At 67.7% G+C, this 21,054-nt stretch carries 17 protein-coding genes; 6 read left to right on the top strand and 11 right to left on the bottom strand.

Translation table 11 applies throughout. The annotated features are described in order from the left end of the window. Nucleotides 1-81 precede the first annotated feature (81 nt). Nucleotides 82-1,917 (top strand): gamma-glutamyltransferase family protein, encoded by a 1,836-nt coding sequence (locus HPS01S_RS01945; protein WP_066150922.1) that lies wholly within the window; start codon nt 82-84, stop codon nt 1,915-1,917. Here the strand turns inward: HPS01S_RS01945 and HPS01S_RS01940 are convergent. After that, nucleotides 1,914-3,560: an acyl-CoA synthetase gene (locus HPS01S_RS01940; RefSeq protein WP_066150408.1), complete on the bottom strand. Its 1,647-nt coding sequence runs from the start codon at nt 3,558-3,560 to the stop codon at nt 1,914-1,916. The two genes, HPS01S_RS01945 and HPS01S_RS01940, sit on opposite strands and share 4 nt — an antisense overlap. Before the next feature lie 43 nt (nt 3,561-3,603). Between HPS01S_RS01940 and dnaG the strand changes: the two genes are divergently transcribed. Both dnaG and rpoD read left to right on the top strand, forming a co-directional pair. Next, a complete protein-coding gene (dnaG, locus tag HPS01S_RS01935; protein ID WP_066150405.1) occupies nt 3,604-5,592 on the top strand; it encodes a DNA primase in 1,989 nt (662 codons plus the stop codon). A 302-nt stretch (nt 5,593-5,894) separates the two neighbouring features. Next, a complete protein-coding gene (rpoD, locus tag HPS01S_RS01930; RefSeq protein WP_066150403.1) occupies nt 5,895-8,219 on the top strand; it encodes an RNA polymerase sigma factor RpoD in 2,325 nt (774 codons plus the stop codon). 398 nt (nt 8,220-8,617) lie between these two features. On the opposite strand, the gene HPS01S_RS01925 is transcribed toward rpoD, so the two are convergent. Next, nucleotides 8,618-9,466, bottom strand: coding sequence for a class III extradiol dioxygenase family protein (locus HPS01S_RS01925; RefSeq protein ID WP_066150401.1), 849 nt, complete (start codon nt 9,464-9,466; stop codon nt 8,618-8,620). Between the two features lie 16 nt (nt 9,467-9,482). Further along, on the bottom strand, nt 9,483-9,827 hold the full coding sequence (locus HPS01S_RS01920) for a protocatechuate 4,5-dioxygenase subunit alpha (RefSeq protein WP_066150398.1): 345 nt from the start codon (nt 9,825-9,827) through the stop codon (nt 9,483-9,485). A gap of 93 nt (nt 9,828-9,920) precedes the next feature. Here HPS01S_RS01920 and HPS01S_RS01915 point away from each other — a divergent pair, with 93 nt between their 5' ends. Further along, entirely contained in the window at nt 9,921-10,820 is a 900-nt protein-coding gene (locus HPS01S_RS01915; protein ID WP_066150919.1) for a LysR family transcriptional regulator, read from the top strand. Between the two features lie 74 nt (nt 10,821-10,894). Then, a complete protein-coding gene (locus tag HPS01S_RS01910; RefSeq protein WP_066150395.1) occupies nt 10,895-11,905 on the top strand; it encodes a lysylphosphatidylglycerol synthase transmembrane domain-containing protein in 1,011 nt (336 codons plus the stop codon). A gap of 3 nt (nt 11,906-11,908) precedes the next feature. On the opposite strand, the gene arsA is transcribed toward HPS01S_RS01910, so the two are convergent. From arsA to HPS01S_RS01885, 5 genes are read right to left on the bottom strand one after another with little or no spacing between them, the layout of a single operon-like run. Further along, the gene (gene arsA / locus HPS01S_RS01905; RefSeq protein WP_066150393.1) at nt 11,909-13,699 is read right to left on the bottom strand and encodes an arsenical pump-driving ATPase; all 1,791 of its coding nucleotides are present in this window, start codon (nt 13,697-13,699) and stop codon (nt 11,909-11,911) included. Nucleotides 13,700-13,742: 43 nt separating this feature from the next. Further along, nucleotides 13,743-15,119 carry a HAMP domain-containing sensor histidine kinase gene (locus tag HPS01S_RS01900; protein ID WP_066150390.1) on the bottom strand — a complete coding sequence of 459 codons (1,377 nt, stop codon included), beginning with the start codon at nt 15,117-15,119 and terminating at the stop codon, nt 13,743-13,745. Then, the gene (locus HPS01S_RS01895) at nt 15,116-15,817 is read right to left on the bottom strand and encodes a response regulator transcription factor (protein ID WP_066150388.1); all 702 of its coding nucleotides are present in this window, start codon (nt 15,815-15,817) and stop codon (nt 15,116-15,118) included. The genes HPS01S_RS01900 and HPS01S_RS01895 overlap by 4 nt, the downstream gene beginning before the upstream one ends. A 4-nt stretch (nt 15,818-15,821) precedes the next feature. Then, entirely contained in the window at nt 15,822-16,112 is a 291-nt protein-coding gene (locus HPS01S_RS01890; RefSeq protein ID WP_241559589.1) for a hypothetical protein, read from the bottom strand. After that, nucleotides 16,105-16,575: a Spy/CpxP family protein refolding chaperone gene (locus tag HPS01S_RS01885; RefSeq protein WP_066150383.1), complete on the bottom strand. Its 471-nt coding sequence runs from the start codon at nt 16,573-16,575 to the stop codon at nt 16,105-16,107. Before HPS01S_RS01885 ends, HPS01S_RS01890 begins: the two co-directional genes overlap by 8 nt. 194 nt (nt 16,576-16,769) lie before the next feature. On the opposite strand from HPS01S_RS01885, the gene HPS01S_RS01880 reads away from it, so the two are divergent. Further along, entirely contained in the window at nt 16,770-18,122 is a 1,353-nt protein-coding gene (locus HPS01S_RS01880; RefSeq protein WP_066150380.1) for an esterase-like activity of phytase family protein, read from the top strand. A gap of 12 nt (nt 18,123-18,134) precedes the next feature. Here the strand turns inward: HPS01S_RS01880 and HPS01S_RS01875 are convergent, their stop codons facing one another. The 3 genes from HPS01S_RS01875 to HPS01S_RS01865 all read right to left on the bottom strand — a co-directional run bounded on the left by HPS01S_RS01875 (nt 18,135) and on the right by HPS01S_RS01865 (nt 21,054). Further along, nucleotides 18,135-19,133 carry an aldo/keto reductase gene (locus HPS01S_RS01875; RefSeq protein ID WP_066150377.1) on the bottom strand — a complete coding sequence of 333 codons (999 nt, stop codon included), beginning with the start codon at nt 19,131-19,133 and terminating at the stop codon, nt 18,135-18,137. Between the two features lie 76 nt (nt 19,134-19,209). After that, nucleotides 19,210-20,160 carry a Gfo/Idh/MocA family oxidoreductase gene (locus HPS01S_RS01870; protein ID WP_066150375.1) on the bottom strand — a complete coding sequence of 317 codons (951 nt, stop codon included), beginning with the start codon at nt 20,158-20,160 and terminating at the stop codon, nt 19,210-19,212. Between the two features lie 15 nt (nt 20,161-20,175). Next, nucleotides 20,176-21,054, bottom strand: a complete 879-nt coding sequence (locus HPS01S_RS01865; RefSeq protein WP_066150372.1) for a class III extradiol dioxygenase subunit beta — start codon at nt 21,052-21,054, stop codon at nt 20,176-20,178.

Below are 21,054 nucleotides of genomic sequence, written 5' to 3'. Positions count from 1 at the left end.
GCCAAGATAGCCCAGCGGGCCACCAGCCGGATTGACCTCGGGCAAGTATCTGCAACATCAAGTTACAAAATGGACCACTTCATGAAAGAGTGCACGAAACGGACGGGGCATCGCGTGCTGGTCCTTGCCATCGGCGCGATCATGGCGGCCTGTGCCGGATCGGCGGACACGCACCGGTCGACCGGCGTGGCATCGTCACCGGCACAGCCCGAATTGGCTTCCGGCCTGCAGGCCAAACCCGGCTGGGTGTTCAGCCAGCAGGCGGTGGCGGCGGCCAACCCGCTGGCCGCCGAGGCGGGTCTTCAGATACTGCGCGCCGGTGGCAGCGCGGTCGACGCCGCGGTGGCGGTGCAGATGGTGCTGACCCTGGTCGAGCCGCAATCGAGCGGCATCGGCGGCGGCGCCTTCCTGCTGCACCACGACGGCCGCCGCGTGCAGGCCTTTGACGGGCGCGAGACCGCGCCCGCCGGCGCCACGCCACAACTCTTCCTGGCCGGCGACGGCAAGCCCCTGCCCTTCATGGACGCGGTCGCCTCCGGCCTTTCCGTGGGCACACCCGGCGCAGTCGCCATGCTCGCCCTCGCCCACCGCCAGCGCGGCCGCCTGCCCTGGGCGGCGCTGTTCGAACCCGCCATCGTGCTGGCCGAGCAGGGCTTTGCCGTCAGTCCGCGCCTGCACACGCTGCTGGCGGCCGAGAGTGCGCTCAAGGCCGACCCGGTGGCCGCGGCCTACTTCTACCAGCCAGACGGCTCGCCGCACCCGGTCGGCCATGTGCTGAAGAATCCCGAGCTGGCGGCGGTGCTGCGCGGCATCGCGGCGCAGGGCCCCCGGGCGCTGCACGAAGGCCCGGTGGCGCAAGCCATCGTGGACAAGGTGCGCCGGCATCCAAAAGCGCCGGGCACGCTGTCGGCGGACGACCTGGCGCGCTACCAGCCCCGCGAGCGCGAAGCGCTGTGCATGGACCACACCGCGGCGGCGAAGGCGCTGCGCATCTGCGGCTTCCCGCCCCCGAGTTCGGGCGCCATCGCGGTCGGACAGATCCTCGGGCTGCTGGCCCGCACGCCGCTGGGCGCCGCACCGCTGACCGGGACACCAGGTGCCGACTGGCTGCACGCCTACATGGAGGCCTCGCGCCTGGCATTCGCGGACCGCGCACAGTACCTGGCCGACCCGGACTTCGTGGCCGCCCCGGCCGGCCGCTGGGACAGCTTGCTGGATGCACGCTACCTGGATGACCGCGCGCGCCTGATCACGCCGGCCCGCGCACCGCAGGTCGGCCCTGGCAGGCCCGGCGGCGCCCCCCTGGCCCATGCGCCCATGCCCGACCAGCCCGAATACGGCACCAGCCACATCAGCATCACCGACCGCTTCGGCAACGCGCTGGCCATGACCACCACCATCGAGGCCGGCTTCGGGTCGCGGCTGATGGTGAACACCGGCCAGGGCCGCAGCGGCGGCTTCCTGCTGAACAACCAGCTGACCGACTTCAGCTTCGCCCCCACCGACGCGCAAGGCCAGCCCATCGCGAACCGCGTGGAGCCCGGCAAGCGGCCGCGCTCGTCGATGTCGCCGACGCTGGTGTTCGACAAGGCCACGGGCCAGTTGCTGATGAGCGCGGGCAGCCCGGGCGGTGCACTGATCATTCACTTCACGGCCAAGACACTGCTGGGCACGCTGGGCGGCGGTCTGTCGCCGCAGGCCTCGATCGACCTGCCGAACTTCGGTACGCTGGGCGGGCCGGTGATGCTGGAGGCGGGCCGTTTTCCGGCTGCGACGGTGCAGGCCCTGCAAGCCAGGGGCCACACGGTCAGCGAGACGCCGATGCCCAGCGGGCTGCAGGCGATTCAGCGGGCACCCGATGGCCGTTGGCTGGGCGGCGCCGACCCGCGGCGCGAGGGCGTGGTCGCAGGTGACTAAACGTCAATCGCGCTGGCCGACCCCGCCTGCTTGCGCAGCTCGAACTTCTGGATCTTGCCGGTGCTGGTCTTGGGCAGTTCGCCGAACACCACGTAACGCGGCACCTTGAACCCGGCCAGGTGCTGCTTGCAGTGCTTCACGATGTCCTCGGGCGTGGTGTGCGCGCCGAATTTCAGCTCCACAAAGGCGCAAGGGGTCTCGCCCCACTTCGGATCGGGCCGCGCCACCACGGCAGCAGCCAGCACGTCGGGGTGGCGGTAAAGCACGTCCTCGACCTCGATGGACGAGATGTTCTCGCCGCCCGAGATGATGATGTCCTTGCTGCGGTCCTTGATCTTGAAATAACCGTCGGCGTACTGCACCGCCAGGTCGCCGCTGTGGAACCAGCCGCCCGCAAAGGCCTCCTGCGTCGCCTTCGGGTTCTTCAGGTAGCCCTTCATGGCGATGTTGCCCTTGAACATGATCTCGCCCATGGTCTCGCCATCCAGCGGCACCGGCTGCATCGTCTGCGGGTCGAGCACGCGCACGTCGCGCTCGAGGTGATAGCGCACGCCCTGGCGCGCATTCAGCCGGGCGCGCTCGCCGATGTCGAGCTGATTCCAGCTGTCGTGTTTGGCGCAGACCGTGGCGGGGCCGTAGACCTCCGTCAGGCCGTAGACATGCGTCAGGTCAAAGCCCATCTGCTCCATGCCCTCGATCATCGAGGCCGGCGGCGCGGCTCCCGCGACCATGGCCTTGATGCCCGATGGGATGCCGGCCTTCATTGCGGCGGGTGCGTTCACCAGCAGGCCCTGCACGATGGGCGCGCCGCAGTAGTGCGTCACGCCGTGCGCGCGCATCAGGTCGAAGATGGTCTGCGCCTCCACCCGGCGCAGGCAGACGTTGACACCCGCGCGCGCCGCCACCGTCCAGGGAAAGCACCAGCCGTTGCAGTGGAACATCGGCAGGGTCCAGAGGTAGACCGCATGCTTGGGCATGTCCCATTCGAGGATGTTGCTGATCGCGTTCATGGCCGCACCGCGGTGGTGGTAGACCACCCCCTTGGGGTTGCCGGTGGTGCCGCTGGTGTAGTTCAGCGCGATGGCGTCCCACTCGTCGCCCGGCAGCTGCCAGGCAAAGGCCGGGTCACCGCCAGCGATGAACGCCTCGTAGGTGGTGCTGCCGATGGGCTGGCTCTCGCCAGTGAACAGCGCGTCCTGCACGTCGATCACCAGCAGCGGCTCGGTTCGCGTGCGCAGCTTCAGCGCCTTGGCCATCGTGCCAGCGAACTCGGGGTCGACAATCACCGCCTTGGCTTCGCCGTGGTCGAGCATGAAGGCGATGGCTTCGGGGTCGAGCCGGGTATTGAGCGCGTTGAGCACCGCGCCGGCCATGGGCACACCGAAGTGCGCCTCCACCATCGGCGGCGTGTTGGGCAGCATCACCGCCACGGTGTCGTTCTTGCCGATGCCGGCTTTCTGCAGCGCACTGGCCAGCTGGCGGGTGCGGGCGTAGGTCTGGGCCCAGGTCTGGCGCAAGCCGCCATGCACGATGGCCAGCCGGTCCGGGTAGACCTCGGCGGTGCGCTCAATGAAAGACAGCGGCGAGATCGGCGCGAAATTGGCTTCGTTGCGGGGCAGGTCCTGGTCGTAGATGCTGGTCATGCGGTTCTCCGTGTTCAGAAAGGGCTTGCGAGAGAATAGCCCTGTGGCCATACCGCAATCTTTCATCCAGGAACTGCTCAACCGCGTCGACGTGGTCGATGTGGTGGGCCGGTACGTCCAGCTGAAGAAAGGCGGCGCCAACTTCATGGGGCTGTGCCCGTTCCACGGCGAAAAGTCGCCGTCGTTCAGCGTCAGCCCGACCAAGCAGTTCTACCACTGCTTCGGTTGCGGGGCCAACGGCAACGCCATCGGCTTCCTGATGGAACACGCGGGCATGAACTTCGTCGAGGCGGTGAAGGACCTGGCACAGCAGGTTGGCCTGCAGGTGCCCGAGGACGATGTATCGCCGCAGGACCGCGAACGCGCCGCCCAGCAGCGCCAGAAGCAGGCCACCCTGACCGATGTGCTGGAGAAAGCCGCCAAGGCTTACCAGAAAGACCTCAAGGCCTCGCCGCGCGCGGTGAACTACCTCAAGGGTCGGGGCCTGTCGGGCCAGATCGCCAAGACCTTCGGCCTGGGCTACGCACCCGAAGGCTGGCGCCACCTGGCGGGCGTGTTTCCGGATTACAGCGAGCCCCTGCTGGTCGAGTCGGGCCTGGTGATCGAGCATGAAGATGAAAAAGGCCAGGACGGCGAGGCCAAGCGCTACGACCGTTTCCGCGACCGCATCATGTTCCCGATCCGCAACGTCAAGGGCGAGTGCATCGGCTTCGGCGGCCGCGTGCTCGACAAGGGCGAACCCAAGTACCTGAACTCGCCCGAGACGCCGGTGTTCAGCAAGGGCCGGGAGCTGTATGGCCTGTTCGAGGCCCGCACCGCCATCCGCCAGCACGGCTATGCCCTGGTCACCGAAGGCTACATGGACGTGGTCGCCCTGGCGCAGCTGGGTTTTGCCAACGCCGTGGCCACGCTGGGGACGGCCTGCACGTCCGACCATGTGCACAAGCTGTTCCGCTTCACCGACGCCGTGGTGTTCAGTTTCGACGGCGACGCCGCCGGCCGCCGCGCCGCCCGCAAGGCGCTGGACGCCGCCCTGCCACTGGCCACCGACACGCGCAGCGTGAAGTTCCTCTTTCTGCCGCCCGAGCACGACCCGGACAGCTACATCCGTGAACATGGTGCCGACGCATTCGCAAATTTCGTCAAGCAGGCGGTGCCGCTGTCGAAGTTCCTGGTCGACGCGGCCAGCACCGATTGCGATCTGGTCAGCGCCGAGGGCCGTGCCCGCCTCTCCAGCCAGGCGCGGCCGCTGTGGAGCGCCCTGCCCGAGGGTGCGCTCAAGCGACAGCTGCTGGCCGAGCTGGCCCAGCAGATCGGCATCGGCACGCCCGACCTGCAGCAGCTCTGGCAACGGGACGAACGCGGGCCGCGCCGGCCGCGGGAAGAGCGCCAGCCGCCCACCGCACACGGGCCGCAACCGCCCGTCGACGACGGAGTGGCACATCATGCGGGCTTCTCCCCTGCCCCCTCACCCCAGAAACCGCCCGGGGCATGGAGCCCCCCGCCGGGGTCCGCCAGCCGTGGCACCTGGACCGGCGGCAGCGGCCGCAGCAACTGGCGCAAAGGCCCACCACCGCCGCCGCGCATGCTGGGCCGTCAGACTGCGAGCAAAAGCCGCACGGACCGGGCCGTGGGCCTGTTGCTGGCCAACGCCGCCGCCTGGGACAGCCTCTCGGCCGACGACCATGCCATGCTGGCCCACCTGCCAGCGCCCCACGGCCCCGTATTCGCCTGGCTGGAGGCACAGCTGCACGAGCACGGCCCGCAGCCCTGGGCGGCGCTGCGCGAGGGCTTGCGCGGGGAAGCGTTCGAGGCCTATGTCTGCGCGGAGGTGGAGCAGGCCACCATCGCCGCCGACTCGGCGTCCGAACTGGAGGAGCTGGCCGGTGTGATGGACCTGCTGCGCCGGGACGAACTGATGCGCCAGAGCCAGGCGCTGTCCCTCCAGGCCACCACCGACCCGGAGGCCCGCGAGCGCCTGCGGGAGATCAATGAACGCATCAAGGCACTGAAACCAGGCTCAGCGGTATAATTGAGTGTTTTGCACCGCAAGCGCGACAGCAGCACCTCCGGCACCGGCCACCCCCCAGCACAGGGGTTTCGGATACAGACATCCCGGCCACCTCGGCGCCCCCGGCCCGACGGAACCCCGCAAGGACTGCACACCAAATGTTCGCCCACACAGCTTGCAGGCCCGCCCTTCCCCGGCGAAGTGCGGGCCCCAGTGTTTGATTCGCCCGACAAAAACCACCGGATTTGCGCCCAGATAGGCGGAATTCTGGCGATTTTTGTGTGTCTCAGCCGGTATCTTTCCTGACGTTTTTTGAGGTTCCCATGCCCGCGAAGAAAGCCAGTACGCCTGCCCCCAGCACCAAAGCCGCCCAGAAGCCCGCCGCCAAGGCCGCCGCCCCGGAGCCCAAGAAGAAAGCCCCCGTCCCCGTGACCGACAAAGCCCCTGCCAAGACCGCCGCCAAGCCGGCCGCCAAAACGACCAAGGCCGGCAAGACCAAAGCCGAAGAACTCGACACTGTCGACGCCGACGAACCAGCCAAGAAAAAGCCCGGCCGCCCCGCCAAGGCCGCGGCCGACAAGCCGGCCGCCAAGCGCGGCCGCAAGCCCAAAGCCGCCGCCAAGGAAGAAAGCGACCTGGACGATGCCGACCTGAGCGACATCGAAGAGGATCTGGTCGAAGAAGTCGTTGAGGAAGTCGCCGACCCGGCGGCACCGGCCGAGAAGGTCAAGCCGCTGCGCATGAAGATCAGCAAGGCCAAGGAGCGCGCGCTGATGAAGGAATTCGGCCTGGACGAAACCGTCCTGTCCGAAGAAGAAGCCAAGCTGCGCCGCGAACGCCTGAAGACCCTGATCAAGCTGGGCAAGACGCGCGGCTACCTGACGCACGGCGAAATCAACGACCACCTGCCCGACAAGCTGGTCGAGGCCGAGACGCTGGAAGTGGTGGTCTCGCTGCTCAACGACATGGGCGTGGCGGTCTACGAACAGACGCCGGATGCCGAAACGCTGCTGCTGTCCAACGCCGGCCCCACCGCAGCGACCGAAGAGGAAGCGGAAGAGGAAGCCGAAGCCGCCCTGTCCACCGTGGACAGCGAATTCGGTCGCACCACCGACCCGGTGCGCATGTACATGCGCGAAATGGGCACGGTGGAACTGCTGACCCGCGAAGGCGAAATCGAGATCGCCAAGCGCATCGAAGGTGGCCTCAACGACATGATGGCCGCGATCAGCGAGAGCCCGGCCACCATTGCCGAGCTGCTGGCCATGTCGGAAGAGATCCGTGAAGGCAAGGTCGTCATCTCCACTGTGGTGGACGGCTTCGCCGACGCCGATGCGGCCGACGACTACGTGGCCGAAGAAGACTTCGACGACTACGACGAGGCCGACGACGACGATGGCAAGGGCGGATCCAAGGCCCTGACGCGCAAGCTCGAAGAACTCAAGCGCGAGGCGCTGGAGCGCTTCGACACCATGCGCAACCTGTTCGAGAAGCTGCACAAGATCTACGACAAGGAAGGCTACGGCACGCCGTCGTACATCAAGACCCAGCAGGCCATCACCGAAACGCTGATGACCATCCGCTTCACCGCCAAGGCGATCGAGAAGCTGTGCAGCACGCTGCGCGGCCAGGTCGACGAGGTGCGCAAGAAGGAGCGCGAGCTGCGCCGCATCATCGTGGACAAGTGCGGCATGCCGCAGGAAAAGTTCATCGCCGACTTCCCGGCCAACCTGCTGAACCTCAAGTGGGTCGAGAAGCAGGCCGCCGCCGGCAAGCCCTGGAGCGTGGTGATGGAACGCAACATCCCGCCGATCCAGGAACTCCAGCAGGGCCTGATCACGATCCAGAACAGCGTGGTGGTGCCGCTGTCCCACCTCAAGGACATCCACAAGCGGATGAACGAGGGTGAGGCCAATTCGCGCGACGCCAAGAAAGAGATGATCGAGGCCAACCTGCGCCTGGTGATCTCCATCGCCAAGAAGTACACCAACCGTGGCCTGCAGTTCCTGGACCTGATCCAGGAGGGCAACATCGGCCTGATGAAGGCGGTGGACAAGTTCGAATACCGCCGCGGCTACAAGTTCTCGACCTACGCCACGTGGTGGATCCGCCAGGCCATCACCCGCTCGATCGCCGACCAGGCGCGCACCATCCGCATCCCGGTGCACATGATCGAGACGATCAACAAGATGAACCGCATCAGCCGCCAGCATTTGCAGGAACACGGCTTCGAACCCGACGCGTCCATCCTGGCCGAGAAGATGGAGATGCCCGAGGACAAGATCCGCAAGATCATGAAGATTGCGAAGGAGCCGATCTCGATGGAAACCCCCATCGGCGACGACGACGATTCGCACCTGGGCGATTTCATCGAGGACCAGGCCAACACCGCGCCGATCGAAGCCGCGATGCAGGCTGGTCTGCGCGAGGTGGTCAAGGAGATCCTGGACAGCCTGACGCCGCGCGAGGCCAAGGTGCTGCGCATGCGTTTCGGTATCGAGATGTCGACCGACCACACGCTGGAAGAAGTGGGCAAGCAGTTCGACGTGACGCGTGAGCGGATTCGTCAGATCGAGTCGAAGGCGGTGCGCAAGCTCAAGCACCCGAGCCGTTCGGACAAGCTCCGCAGCTTCATCGATTCGCTGTAATTCCTTTCAGCGATTCACTCTTCAGAACGGGGGCCTTCGGGCTCCCGTTTTGTTTTTGTCACGTCACCTTGGCTGGCCAGCGCCTGAATCGCCGGGTATCCGACTCCGCTCATGTCCCCCGAACCGGCTGCGCCGGTTCTCCTCCTTTACTTCGCTGCGCGGACACCCGACGCTTCAGGCACCACAAGGTTTCGGCTCGCCAATGGTGGTGCGCCATCACCTCGCCGGTTCGGCGTGTGCGGGTGCCCTGCAGAGCGAAGTAAAGGAGGAGGCGGCCGCAGGCCGCCGGGGGACATGAGCGGCGCAGGGCACCCGTGCGCGCCGAACCACACCACACAAGCAGGCATGAAAAAGGGGCCACAAAGGCCCCTCTTCGACTCGGCGACAGGAACAACAGGTCAGACCGTCTCCAGCGCCAGCACCCCGGTCGCGGTATTGGAGATGGGGATGTGGTAATTGCTGTGCACCTTGCGCACACCCGAGCCGGCCACCGTCAGCGCCGCCCGCATCGCCAGCCACATCAGCAGCTCCACACCCTGCGTGCCCGCCTTCTCCACCAGCTCCAGATCGCTGAACTGCGTCGCCCACTCCGGGTTCGTTTCCATGCTGTCCAGGAACTGCAGATCGAACTGCTTGTTGATGAAGCCCGCGCGCTCGCCGTCCAGCTGGTGCGACAGACCACCCGTGGCCATCACCGCCACGCGCTTGTCGCTGTCCCAGCTCTGGATCGCCTCCCCCACCGCCTTGCCCAGCTTGTAGACGCGCTTCGCGGTCGGCAGCGGGAACTGCACCGTGTTGATGTTGATCGGCACGATCTGCACCGGTGCGATCTCGTGCTCGGGCCAGAACAGCTTGAACGGCAGCGTGCAGGCGTGATCCACCAGCATCTCCTGGCAGGTCACGATGTCGAACTCCTTGGCGATCAGCTCGCGTATCAGGTGCCACGACAGGTCCGGGCAGCCCGGGATCGGCGGCAGCGTCGGGATGCCCCAGCCCTCGTCGGCGTTGCTGTAGGTCGCGGCGGCACCGACGGCGAAGGTCGGCATTTTGTCGAGGAAGAAGTTCAGGCCGTGGTCGTTGTAGAACACCACCACCACGTCGGGCTGGACCTTGCCCAGCCACTGGTGGATCGGCGGAAAGCCATCGAAGAAGGGCTTCCAGTAGGGGTCGTTCTGCTTGCCCTTGTGGATGGCGCCGCCGATGGCGGGGATGTGCGATGTGGCCAGGCCACCGATGAGTTGTGCCATGGGGGTGTCTCCTGGTTCAGCACTGCTCGTTGGCAGCAACGAGCTTGGCCTTGAATTGATCTTTGGTCATGCCCGTCTGCTGGGCGCCGATGTCCTGCATGTCCAGGCCGAAGATGCCGGCGAACTTGGCGAGGTAGTAGGCGTTGCCGCCGGCCGCGATCAGGGCCAGTACCTGCTTGGAACGGATCGCCTCGGCCTGCTGTTCGTTCAGGCCGTACTGCTGCATGTAGGCCTCGGGATCGGCCACGAACGCGTCGCGGTTGGCCTTGTGGTTGAAGGAAAAGCACATCTTGTTCAGCGCGTAGCCCTTCTGGGCCGCGTCGCCGTCGAACGGCGTGGTGCCGGGGATGGTCTTGCTCACATCTGTCTCCTGCGTGGGGTGGATTGACGTCGGTCAAGCCGGAGTATTCCGCCCGCATTGCCAAAGATAAACAGATGAATGATCATCGAACACATGAGTGATTTCGATTGGTCAGACCTCGACGCGCGCCTGCTGCAGCTGCTGGTGGCCGTCGTCGAGGCGGGCAGCATCACCGGCGCGGCGCAGTCCCTGGGCGTCACCCAGTCGGCGGTGAGCCACCAGCTGGACAAGCTGCGCGCCATCACCGGCGACGCGCTGTTCGTCAAGAGCGGGCGCGGCATCGTTGCCACGGCCCGCGCGGCGGGGCTAGCGGTGCAGGCGCGCGAGCTGCTGCGCCAGCTGCAGGGCTTTGCGCAGAGCGGCGCCTTCGACCCGGCGCGCTGGAAGGGCACGGTCACCATCGCAGCCAACGACTTCCAGCGCGAGGTGCTGCTGCCGACCCTGGCGCAGCGGCTGCGCGAGCAGGCGCCGGGCCTGGCGCTGCGCATCATCCCGTCCGACGTGCCGAGCCTGGAGATGCTGCGCGATGGCGTGTGCGACCTGGCGATCAGCCCACGCCCGCCCGAGGGCAGCGACATCGTGCAGAAGCGCCTGTTCGAGGACCGCTACGTGGTCTATTTCGATGCCAGCGTGCGCACGGCACCGACAACGGTCCAGGACTACCTCGCGGCCGACCACATCACCGTGGTTTACGAGCCCCGGCGCACCCTGCACCTGGACCGCACGCTCGAAGCCCGCGGCCTGCACCGCCGCTTTGCGGTCATGGTGCCGGGCTTCGGCGCCCTGCCGGCCTTCCTGCGCGGCAGCCCGCTGCTGGCCACCGCGCCCTCGCTGCTGGCCCGGCGTTTCATGGCGGGTTTCGGCAGCTGCGAGGTGCCCGTGCCCTGCCCGCCGCTGCCGATGTACCTGATCTGGCACCGCCGCCACCAGGACGACGCCGCCCACCGCTGGTTGCGGGAGCTGCTCGCCTCGAACAGTCCGCCCACGGCCTGAGCGCGGTGCCGGATCGTGGGAACACCCCCCAGTAAAATCCCGGGCTTCTTCCAACTCTGTGCAGAACGCAGAACATGACCCACGCCTCTGCGTCCACCCTCAACGGGGAAGCCGCGCCCCGTCCCTCCCGATCCGCCCGCTACTGGCTTCTGCGCGGGCTGGCGCTGGCCCTGCTGCTCGCCTCCTGTGGCTACTTCGGTTTCCACCTCTGGGACAACCTCCACCAGTTGCCGCCGATCGAATGGGGCTGGTCGGCGGCCGGCGTCATCGCGCTGGCGGTACTGGGCTGCCTCACCAGCGTGCCGCTGATCGCGCTGATGTGGCAGCTGCTGCTGCGGGACCAGGGCGTGAAGCTGCCCTACGGCCAGGCGCTGCAGATCATCGCCGTCTCGCAGATGGGCAAGTACCTGCCCGGCAACGTGGGCCACTTCGCGGGCCGGGTGCTGCTGGGCAGCCAGGCCGGCATCCCGGCCGGCAAGACCATCGCCACCATGGCCATGGAAACCTTCTGGGTGCTGGGCATCAGCGGCATCTTCGCCGTGGCGGCCCTGCTGTTCGTGGTCAACGACCTGCACGAGGGACTGGTCGACACCAGCCACCCGGGCTATCTGGCCGCCGTCGCCGTCACCATGCTGATCGCGCCCTTCCTGGCGGTGCAGGTGGTCAACCGCCTGCTGCCGGGCCTCAGCCGCAAGCTCGGCCGCGGCCAGCTGCTGGCCGAACCCCGGCTGCTGACGGCCATGAGCGTGGCCGGCCTGATCGCCTTCTCCTTCGTCGTGCTCGGCGCCGTGGTGGAGCTGCTGGCGGCCGAGCTGTTCCAGCACCCCGAGATCAACCTGCTGGAGATGGTCCTGCTGTTTGCCGTGTCGTGGACGGCCGGTTTCCTGGTGCCCGGGTCGCCGGGCGGCATCGGCGTGCGCGAGGCGGTGATGATCCAGCTCATGGGGCCGGCCATCGGGCTGGAAACCGCCTTGGGCGTGGCCCTGGTGATGCGCCTGTGCTCGATGGGTGCGGACGCGCTGGCCTTTGGTGTCGGCCTGCTGTTCAGGCCCAAGCCGCAGCCCCCCGCCGACGACGGCCTCTGACGCTCAGAGGCCCGGCGCCACCAGGGCGCCCAGCGCCGCCACACCCACCGGTGCCTGGGGCAACCAGGGCAGCACAAAGGTGCGGTTTGCCAGCCCGTTGGCAATGCGCGCTGTCTGCCGGGCTTCGCCTGCCAGACGCGCCTGCAGCAGCGGGTCGGTGGTGCCGGTGGCGGCAATGCTCTTGTTGATGACCCAGGCCCAGGGCTCGATGCTCGCGCGTCGCAGGTCGTCCTGCAGCGCAGCCGCCTGGCTCACCGGGGTGACCTCGGGCAGGGTGACGATCACGACCTTGGTCGTGTCCGGGTCCTGCAGGCGCATGAGCGGCGTGATGATGTGCTTGGCATTCGCCATGCCCTCGTACTGCCGCGTCATCTGGCGGTGGTAGGCACCCGTGGCGTCCATCAGCAGCAGGCTGTGGCCGGTGGGTGCGGTGTCGAGCACGACGAAGGACGTGCGCGCCTCATTGACCACGCGGCTGAAGGCGTGGAACACCGCCACCTCCTCGGTGCAGGGCGACTGCAGGTCCTCCAGCAGCAGGGCCCGGCCCTCTTCGTCGAGGTCCTTGCCGCGCGTGGCCATGATCTTGTCGATGTAGGCGGCGGTCTCGGCCTTCGGGTCGATGCGGCCGACCTTGAGGCCGTCCAGGCCGCCGCTCAGCGCCTCGGCCACGTGGGCCGCTGGGTCGGTGGTGGTCAGGTGCACGCTGTGGCCACGCTGCACCAGGCCGACCGCCAGCGCGGCGGCGATGGTGGTCTTGCCCACGCCGCCCTTGCCCATGACCATGATCAGCCCGTGACCGGCCGCGGCCAGTTCGTCGGTCAGCGCGGCCAGCGAGCCGGCCGGCAGTTCGGTGGCGCCCGCGGCGGGCACGACGTCCGGCGCCGGGCCGCCACCGAGCAACGCACGCAGCGCGGGCAGGCCGACGGTGTCGAAGGCCCGCAGCGGCACCTCATCGCGCGGGAGTGCGGCCAGCGCCCCGGGCAGCTGCGCCAGCGCCTCGCGGCCCAGGGCTTCGATGGACGCCGCCACGCGGTCGGCCGGATCGCTGGCGTGGAACACGCCGTTGATGGCCAGCCGCTGGTTCGCCAGCCCGAGCTGTCGCAGCTCGTCCGAGGTGCGCGCGGCTTCCTGCATGGGGCGTGGGTCGGGCCGCGTGACCAGCACTACGGTGGTGAGCGACGGGTCGCTCAGGGCCCGCAGCGCGGCATTGAAACGCGTCTCCTGCATCTTCAGCCCCGAATGCGGCCCCAGGCAGGAGGCGCCGCGGTCGTTGCCGGCCAGGAAACCGCTCCAGGCCTTGGGCAGGCTGAGCAGGCGCAGGGTGTGGCCGGTGGGCGCGGTGTCGAAGACCACATGATCGAAGTGCCCGTCCGTCGCCTCGCCGGCCAGCAGCGCGGCGAACTCGTCGAAGGCGGCGATCTCGGTGGTGCAGGCGCCCGAGAGCTGCTCGCGCACCGTTGCGCGCTCCTCGTCGCTGGCGCCCGCCTCCAGCTGTGCCAGCACGCGCTGGCGGTAGGCCTCGGCGGCGCTGTCGGGGTCGATGTTGAGCATCTGCAGCCCCGGCACGCCAGGCACCGCCACCGGCTGGTTGGACAGCGGGACCCCCAGCATCTCGTCGAGGTTGGAGGCGGCGTCGGTGCTGACCAGCAGCACGCGCCGGCCGGCGTCGGCCAGCGCGATGGCGGTGGCGGTGGACAGCGAGGTTTTGCCCACCCCGCCCTTGCCCGTGAAGAACAGGTAGCGGGTGGGATCGGTGGCGAAACCGGGCAAGGGGGTGTTTGAGGAATGGGCCATACCTCAGCATCGCACAAGCGCGACGCCCTGGCGATGACCCGCGTCAAGCCGGCGGCAGCGTGACCGTGACCGCCAGCCCCGGCTGCGCATTGCGCACCGCGAAGCTGCCGCCATGGGCCTGCGCCACCAGTCGGCACAGATAGAGACCCAGCCCGACCCCGCCAGCCGCACGGGTGCGCGCGCTGTCCGGGCGGTAGAAGGCCTGTGCGAGGTGGGCCAGCTGTTCCTCGGGCACGCCCGGCCCGTGGTCGCGCACCTCCAGGGTGACGGTCCCCGCGTCCGACGACAGCGTCACCGACGGCGGCTGGGCGGCGTCGGCGCCGTGGCGCAGCGCGTTGTCCACCAGGTTGCGCAGCAGCAGGCGCACGCGCGAGGCGTCCACCGACGCGGCGGGCATGTTCCCGGGCGCATGCACCGTCACCTTCGCCGCGGCGGGGTGCCGCGCCCGGAGTTCGTCGATCACCTGCCGGGCCAGCGCGGGCAGGTCGGTGGGGGCTCGCTGCAGCGCCGTGTGGTTGCCGGCCAGCCGCTCGCTTTCCAGCAGGTCGCTGATCAACGAGGCCATTTCCTGCAGGTCGCGCATCAGGGCGTCCCGCTGCGGGTTCACGTCCGCGGTTTCGGGCAGCAGCTCGGCGTTGAGGCGCGCCCGGGTCAGCGGGCTGCGCAGCTCGTGGCTGATCGCCAGCAGCAGCGCGCGCTTGGCTTCGAGCATCTGGTGGATGTCCTGACCCATGGTGTTGATGGTGGTCGCGAGCTCGCCCAGCTCGTCGGGGCCGTGGATGCAGCGCTCTGGAATCGGCTGGCTGAAGTCGCCCTTGCCAAAGCGGCGCGCGCCTTCGCCGATCGCGTCCAGCGGCTTGAGCAGATGCCGCACATACATCCAGGCCAGCAGGGTGAGCACCAGCAGTGCCGCCAGTGCGACGCCGATCATGCGCGGCTTGCGCTCGAAGGCCTGGCCGTTGATACCGAAGGTGAGCACATGCCCGTCGGCGGTGGTGCGCTGCAGGATGCCCTGCCAGTCGGGTCCGCTGTCCGCGTCGTCGCGGCGCCAGGAGGTCCCTGCTCCGGGCTTGTCCCTCAGCCAGTCGGGCGGCGGCTGGTCGGGGTGGGACGACCAGTTGATCTGCGGGCCGGTGATGGTGACCGTCAGCGGCAGGCGCCCGATGATGGCCCGCGCGCGCTCGACGCTGGGCGTGGGGCCGCCGGCGGTGCACTCCCGGGTCAGCTGGTCGACGTAGTCCATGAGCAGCGGGCGTGCGGCCTCGCGCCAGCCCATGGAGAACGCCCTCTGCGCACCCGTGAAAAACACGAAGGTCATCGCCGCCGCGAGCAGCAGGAACAGCAGCACCATGCGCAGCTTGATCGAATGCGCGACGCGGTGCTTGGCCCGTTTCCAGGCCGAGATGCGGGCCGGGCTCACTCGGCCTCCCGCCGCAGCGCCAGCGAGTAGCCGGCGTTGCGCAGGGTCTTGATGCAGTCCAACGGCTCCAGCTTCCTGCGCAGGCGGCTGACCACGATGTCCACCGCGCGCGTGTAGAGATCGGCCTCGTGGCCGCGCAGCTGGTTGAGGATGTCGTCGCGGCTGAACACCCGGCCCGGTTCGCGCGCCAGCATGGCCAGCAGCTCGTACTCGGTGCCGGTCAGTTCGATGGCCTCGCCCTGGCGCAGCACGCTGCGGCGCGCGGTGTCGATCTCCAGGCCTTCGAACTTCAGCGTCGGCGCGGCGCTGAGCACCGCGGCGTGGCCGTTGCCGTTGGGCTTGAGCCGGCGCAGCACGGTCTGGATGCGCGCCACCAGCTCGCGCGGCTCGAAGGGCTTGGGCAGGTAGTCGTCGGCGCCGATCTCCAGACCGACGATGCGGTCCATCACCTCGCCTCGCGCGGTCAGCATGATGATCGGGATGTCGCTGTCTTTGCGGATGGTGCGGCACAGCTCGAAACCGTCCATCTCGGGCAGCATCACATCCAGGATGGCGGCGTCGAATCCGCCGCTGCGCAGCTGGGCCAGCCCGGCGCTGGGCCGGGTCGCATGGACCAGCTGGATCTCGAAGCGCTGGAAGTAGGTGGCCAGCGGCGGTCCGAGGTTTTCGTCGTCGTCGATCAGCAGGATGCGGTTCATCGGCTCATTCTGACAGGGCACGGTGGCGGACGATCAGCCGGCGCAGCCGGTCTTTTTCGGTGCGTTCGAGCGCATCGAAACGCTCCCCCACCGACAGCAACGCTGGCAGCATCGGCACCGCCTCGACCGGCTGGCGTTGCGAGAAGCGCGCCCACAGGGCGAGCGCGTGTTCGCGGTCGAACTGCGGGCCCCAGAACAGGGTCAGCAGCTCGGCGTGCGGATCGTCGGCGTCGGCCAGCAGGGTCGCCGTGTGCGGGCGGACCTGCCGGGCGATCGCGTGGATGGCGTCAGCCACGGCCCCACCACCCATGGCCACGGCGCTCCAGCCTCTCGCGCACCTGCTTCTGCTGCTCGGGGTTGAGGCTGTCGTAGAAGTCGCCGAAGGCGGCGAGCATCTTCGGGCCGTTGCCCTGGGCGGCCTGCAGCTTCTGGTCCAGCAGCTGCTGCGCCTTGCTGCGGTCGAACTTGTCACCGGCGATCAGCGCCGCCATGTCGGCGCGCGGGTTGGCGGACTCGCCGCGGAAGGCCTTGCGCGAGGCGATCATCTCGTCGGCCAGTACGCCCAGCTTGGTCTTCTGTTCGGCGTTCAGGTTGAGCTTGCTGCTGATCTTCTCGATCGCCTTGCCGCGCACCTCGGTGACGCGCTCGTCGCTCCAGCCGCGGGCGTGGTCGCCGCGCGTGCCGCAGGCGGTGAGACCGCCGAGCACGACGGTGGTGGCCGTGAGGCCGATGAGGGTGCGCTTGATCCAGGGTTTCATGGCGGTGCTCCTTCGAGGGAACGTGTTGAACATGAGCGCCATGGTGCCGGCCGCCCTACCCCGGCGGGTGTCGGCGCGGTCTCGCTTTTTTTCGGTTTGTTTCAGCGCGCCGTCACGGCGTTTTCAAGGAGCGTTCATTGAGGCGTCACAGCCGGCGGGCACGCTACCGGGGTTCCACCAACCGAGACCCGTCCATGCGATTCACACCACTCGGCCTGAGCGCCTCCGTCGCCCTGGCATTCAGCGCCTACAGCGCGCAGGCCCAGACCGCCTACCCCGCCACCCTCGCGGGCCACGCCGTGCTGCCCGCGAAGACCTTCATCGCCGCGCCGAAAGACGCGCCGGCCGACCTGCAGGTCAGCGGCAAGTTCACCACCGGCCAGCGCGTCGAGGCGATCGGCTCGGTCGAAGGCAAGTCCGCCGGCCGCCCCACCGGCGTGTCGCTGCCGTTCAAGGGGCAGCCCATCCAGGGCCACTCGGGCATCAAGCGCCTGGCCGACGGCAGCTTCTGGCTGCTGACCGACAACGGCGCCGGCGCCAAGGCCAACTCGCCCGACTTCGCGCTGTTCCTCAACCGCTACGCGGTGGACTTCAGGAGCGGCCAGTTCAAGCGCCTGCAGACCGTGTTCCTGCACGACCCCGACAAGAAGGTGCCGTTCCGCATCGTCCACGAAGGCACGAAGCAGCGCTACCTCACCGGCTCCGATTTCGACACCGAAGGCTTCCAGATCGCTGGCGGGCACTTCTGGATCGGCGACGAGTTTGGCCCGTACCTCATCAAGGCCGACATGAAGGGCCGGGTACGGGCCGTCATCGACACGAAGGTGGACGGCAAGACCATCGTCTCGCCCGACCATCCTTCGATGGTCACCCCAGGTGCGCCGAATGGTGAACTGAAGTTCCAGTCGCGCCGCTCCAAGGGCTATGAAGGCCTGGCGTCCTCGCCCGACGGCAGCAAGCTCTACGCCCTGCTCGAAGGCGCGCTGTGGGACGAAGCCACCAAGGCGCCAGAGACGCTGGACGGCAAGCAGTTCCTGCGCGTGCTGGAGTTCGACGTGAAGGCCGAGCAGTGGACCGGCCGCCACTGGAAGTACGTGCTGGAGGCCAACCACCACGCCATCGGCGACTTCAACATGATCAGCCCCACCGAAGGCCTGATCATCGAGCGCGACAACGGCGAAGGCACACCCGACAAGGCCTGCCCCGAAGCCGAAAAGCGCAGCGACTGCTTCCACGACCTGCCGAAGTTCAAGCGCGTGGTGAAGGTGGAGCTGAGCGATGCCAACGCGGGCGGCCCGCTGCGCAAGATCGGCCACATCGACCTGCTCAACATCGCCGATCCGAACAAGCTGGCCCGCAAGCCACTGGTGGACGGCAAGCTGAGCTTCCCCTTCTTCACCATCGAGAACGTGGAGATCGTCGACGCGACTCACATCGTGGTCGGCAACGACAACAACCTGCCGTTCTCCAGCAGCCGCGAGCCGAACAAGGCCGACGACAACGAGCTGATCCTGCTGGAGGTGGGAGAGTTTCTGAAGGCGCGGTGAGTGTCCCGGGGGTCAGAACACCTCGGTATCCACCTCGCTGTTGGCCTGTGCGTTGTAGCGGTCGCCGTGCACGGTGTGCTGGTTGATCAGTGCGTTCAGCCGAGCGATCACGTCGGCCGACAGCGTTACATCAGCCGCGCCGATGTCGTCCATCAGGTGGTCCACGCTCGTGGTGCCGGGGATGGGCAGGATGTCGTCACCCTGTTGCAGCAGCCAGGCAATCGCCAGCTGCGACGGCGTGCAGCCGGCCTCGGCTGCGATGGCGCTGTAGGCCGGCAGCAGGGCCTGGTTCTTCGCGTAGTTCTCGGGCGAGAAGCGCGGCATGCTGCGGCGGATGTCCTTGGCGTCGAAGGCGTTCACGTCCATCGGGCCGCACAGGAAGCCGCGCGCCACCGGGCTGAAGGCGACGAAGCTCACGCCCAGTTCGCGGCAGGCCTGGAGCACCGCGATCTCGGGGTTGCGCGACCACAGCGAATACTCGGTCTGCAGCGCCGCGATGGGGTGCACCGCGTGCGCCTTGCGCAGCGTCGGCGCAGAGACTTCGGAGAGGCCGATGGAGCGGATCTTGCCCTCGCGCACCAGGTCGGCCAGCGCGCCCACACTGTCTTCGATCGGTACCTTCTTGTCCCAGCGGTGCAGGTAGTAGAGGTCGATCACGTCGGTCTGCAGGCGGCGCAGCGCGTCTTCGCAGGTGGCCTTGATGGTTTCGGGGCGACCGTCGATCACGCGCACCTTCACGCCCTGTTCGTTGGGTACGCCCTGCATGCCGCACTTGCTGGCCAGGGTGAACTTTGAGCGGTGCTTGGACAGGTATTTGCCCACCAGCGTCTCGCTGGCGCCGAAGCCGTAGAGCGCCGCGGTGTCGAAGTGCGTGACACCCGCGTCCAGCGCAGCCAGCAGCACGCGTTCGGCCTGCTGTTCGTTGACCGGTGCGCCGTAAGCGTGGCAGATGTTCATGCAGCCCAGGCCGATGGCGGAGACCTGGAAAGGGCCGAGTTGGCGTTGTTGCATGTGAAGAACTCCTGAAATGGAAACGGCCCCAGCCGCGAGGATGGAGCCGTCGATGCGAAAGCTTGCGTGAGGCGGCTCAGCCGTTCAGCTGTTGCTCCAGCTGGTGCAGCACCTGGTAGCAGTTGAACACCTTGGCCACGCTGGAGTTGGGCTCGCGGCCTTCCTTGATCGCGGCGAAGAACTCGCGGTCCTGCAGCTCGATGCCGTTCATGGACACCGCCACCTGGGACACGTCGATCTTTTCTTCCTTGCCGGTGAACAGGTCGTCGTAGCGCGCGATGTAGGTCGCCGTGTCGCCGATGTAGCGGAAGAAGGTGCCCAGCGGGCCGTCGTTGTTGAACGAGAGGCTCAGCGTGCAGATCGCACCGTTGGCAGCCTTGAGCTGGATGCTCATGTCCATGGCGATGCCCAGCACCGGGTGGATCGGGCCCTGGATGGCGTTGGCCTGCACGATGGGGCTGTTGCACTGGTAGGCGAACAGGTCCACGGTGTGGGCGGCGTGGTGCCACAGCAGGTGGTCGGTCCAGCTGCGCGGCTGGCCGGCGGCGTTCATGTTGGTGCGGCGGAAGAAGTAGGTCTGCACATCCATCTGCTGGATGTTGAATTCGCCGGCCTGGATCTTGTTGTGCACGTACTGGTGGCTGGGGTTGAAGCGGCGGGTGTGGCCGCACATGGCCACCAGCCCGGTCTGCTTCTGCAGAGCCACCACCTCTTCGGCGCCCTTGAGGCTGTCGGCCAGCGGAATTTCCACCTGCACGTGCTTGCCGGCCTTCAGGCAGGCCAGGGTCTGCTCGGCGTGCATCTGCGTGGGCGTGCAGAGGATGACGGCGTCGACTTCCTTGAGTGCCAGGCTGTCTTCGAGCCTGGTGGTGATGTGCTTGATGCCGTACTGGTCGGCGACTGCCTTGGTCTTCTCCAGGTCGCGGCTGATCAGCGACACGACTTCGACACCGTCGATGTTCTTGATGCCGTCCAGGTGCTTGATGCCGAATGCGCCGGCGCCGGCGAGTGCGACTTTGATGGTCATGGTGTGTTCCTCGGGTTATGCATTCTCAAGAATCGCGTGACCGACGGCCGTGTTGGACGCGGGCACATGGTAGAAGCGGTGCTTCACAGTGGGCGCCGGGCCGACGACCTTGCCGTCGACCACATCGGACATGGCGCCGCGGGCGATCAGCCACATCACCAGCTCGATGCCTTCGCTGCCTGCCTCGCGCACGTAGTCGATGTGCGGCACGTTGGCGCAGGCCACCGGGTCGTTGATCATCAGGTCGAGCCAGTTGTTGTCCCACTCGCGGTTGATCAGGCCGGCGCGCGCGCCCTGCAGCTGGTGGCTCATGCCGCCCGTGCCCCAGATGTGCACGTTCAGGTTGTCGTCGTAGCTCTCCACCGCCTTGCGGATGGCCTGGCCCAGCATGAAGCAGCGCTTGCCCGAGGGCACCGGGTACTGCACCACGTTGACCGCGAACGGGATCACCGGGCAGGGCCAGGCGTCCTTCTTCGGGTCGAGCTCGCCGCACATCAGCGACAGCGGCACGGTCAGGCCGTGGTCCACGTCCATCTTGTTGACGATGGTGAGGTCGAAGTCCTGCTGGATCACGCTCTGCGCGATGTGCGAGGCCAGGTCCGGGTGGCCGATGACCTTGGGCACGGGGCGCGGGCCCCAGCCTTCGTCGGCCGGCTGGAACTCGGCCGCGGTGCCGATGGCGAAGGTGGGGATCATCTCCAGGCTGAAGGCCGTGGCGTGGTCGTTGTAGACCAGAAAGATGACGTCGGGCTTGTTGTCCTTCATCCACTGCTTGGAGTACTCGTACCCCTTGAACAGCGGCTTCCAGTAGTCCTCCTGGGTCTTGCCCAGGTCCATGGCCGCGCCGATGGCGGGCACGTGCGAGGTGAAGACGGATGCGGTGATCTTGGCCAT

This window comes from Hydrogenophaga pseudoflava NBRC 102511 (genome assembly GCF_001592285.1).
In the GTDB taxonomy this organism is placed as follows: Bacteria; Pseudomonadota; Gammaproteobacteria; order Burkholderiales; family Burkholderiaceae_C; genus Hydrogenophaga; species Hydrogenophaga pseudoflava.
The sequence above is the reverse complement of the archived record's forward strand: the minus strand, read 5'-3'. Positions and strand labels throughout refer to the sequence as shown.

Bases quoted from the DNA above. Each gene is read 5' to 3' on its own strand.
- HPS01S_RS01945 (WP_066150922.1), top strand. From the start codon at position 82: ATGAAAGAGTGCACGAAACGGACGGGGCATCGCGTGCTGGTCCTTGCC.
- HPS01S_RS01940 (WP_066150408.1), bottom strand. From the start codon at position 3,560: ATGACCAGCATCTACGACCAGGACCTGCCCCGCAACGAAGCCAATTTC.
- rpoD (WP_066150403.1), top strand. From the start codon at position 5,895: ATGCCCGCGAAGAAAGCCAGTACGCCTGCCCCCAGCACCAAAGCCGCC.
- HPS01S_RS01925 (WP_066150401.1), bottom strand. From the start codon at position 9,466: ATGGCACAACTCATCGGTGGCCTGGCCACATCGCACATCCCCGCCATC.
- HPS01S_RS01915 (WP_066150919.1), top strand. From the start codon at position 9,921: ATGAGTGATTTCGATTGGTCAGACCTCGACGCGCGCCTGCTGCAGCTG.
- HPS01S_RS01910 (WP_066150395.1), top strand. From the start codon at position 10,895: ATGACCCACGCCTCTGCGTCCACCCTCAACGGGGAAGCCGCGCCCCGT.
- arsA (WP_066150393.1), bottom strand. From the start codon at position 13,699: ATGGCCCATTCCTCAAACACCCCCTTGCCCGGTTTCGCCACCGATCCC.
- HPS01S_RS01895 (WP_066150388.1), bottom strand. From the start codon at position 15,817: ATGAACCGCATCCTGCTGATCGACGACGACGAAAACCTCGGACCGCCG.
- HPS01S_RS01885 (WP_066150383.1), bottom strand. From the start codon at position 16,575: ATGAAACCCTGGATCAAGCGCACCCTCATCGGCCTCACGGCCACCACC.
- HPS01S_RS01880 (WP_066150380.1), top strand. From the start codon at position 16,770: ATGCGATTCACACCACTCGGCCTGAGCGCCTCCGTCGCCCTGGCATTC.
- HPS01S_RS01875 (WP_066150377.1), bottom strand. From the start codon at position 19,133: ATGCAACAACGCCAACTCGGCCCTTTCCAGGTCTCCGCCATCGGCCTG.
- HPS01S_RS01870 (WP_066150375.1), bottom strand. From the start codon at position 20,160: ATGACCATCAAAGTCGCACTCGCCGGCGCCGGCGCATTCGGCATCAAG.
- HPS01S_RS01865 (WP_066150372.1), bottom strand. From the start codon at position 21,054: ATGGCCAAGATCACCGCATCCGTCTTCACCTCGCACGTGCCCGCCATC.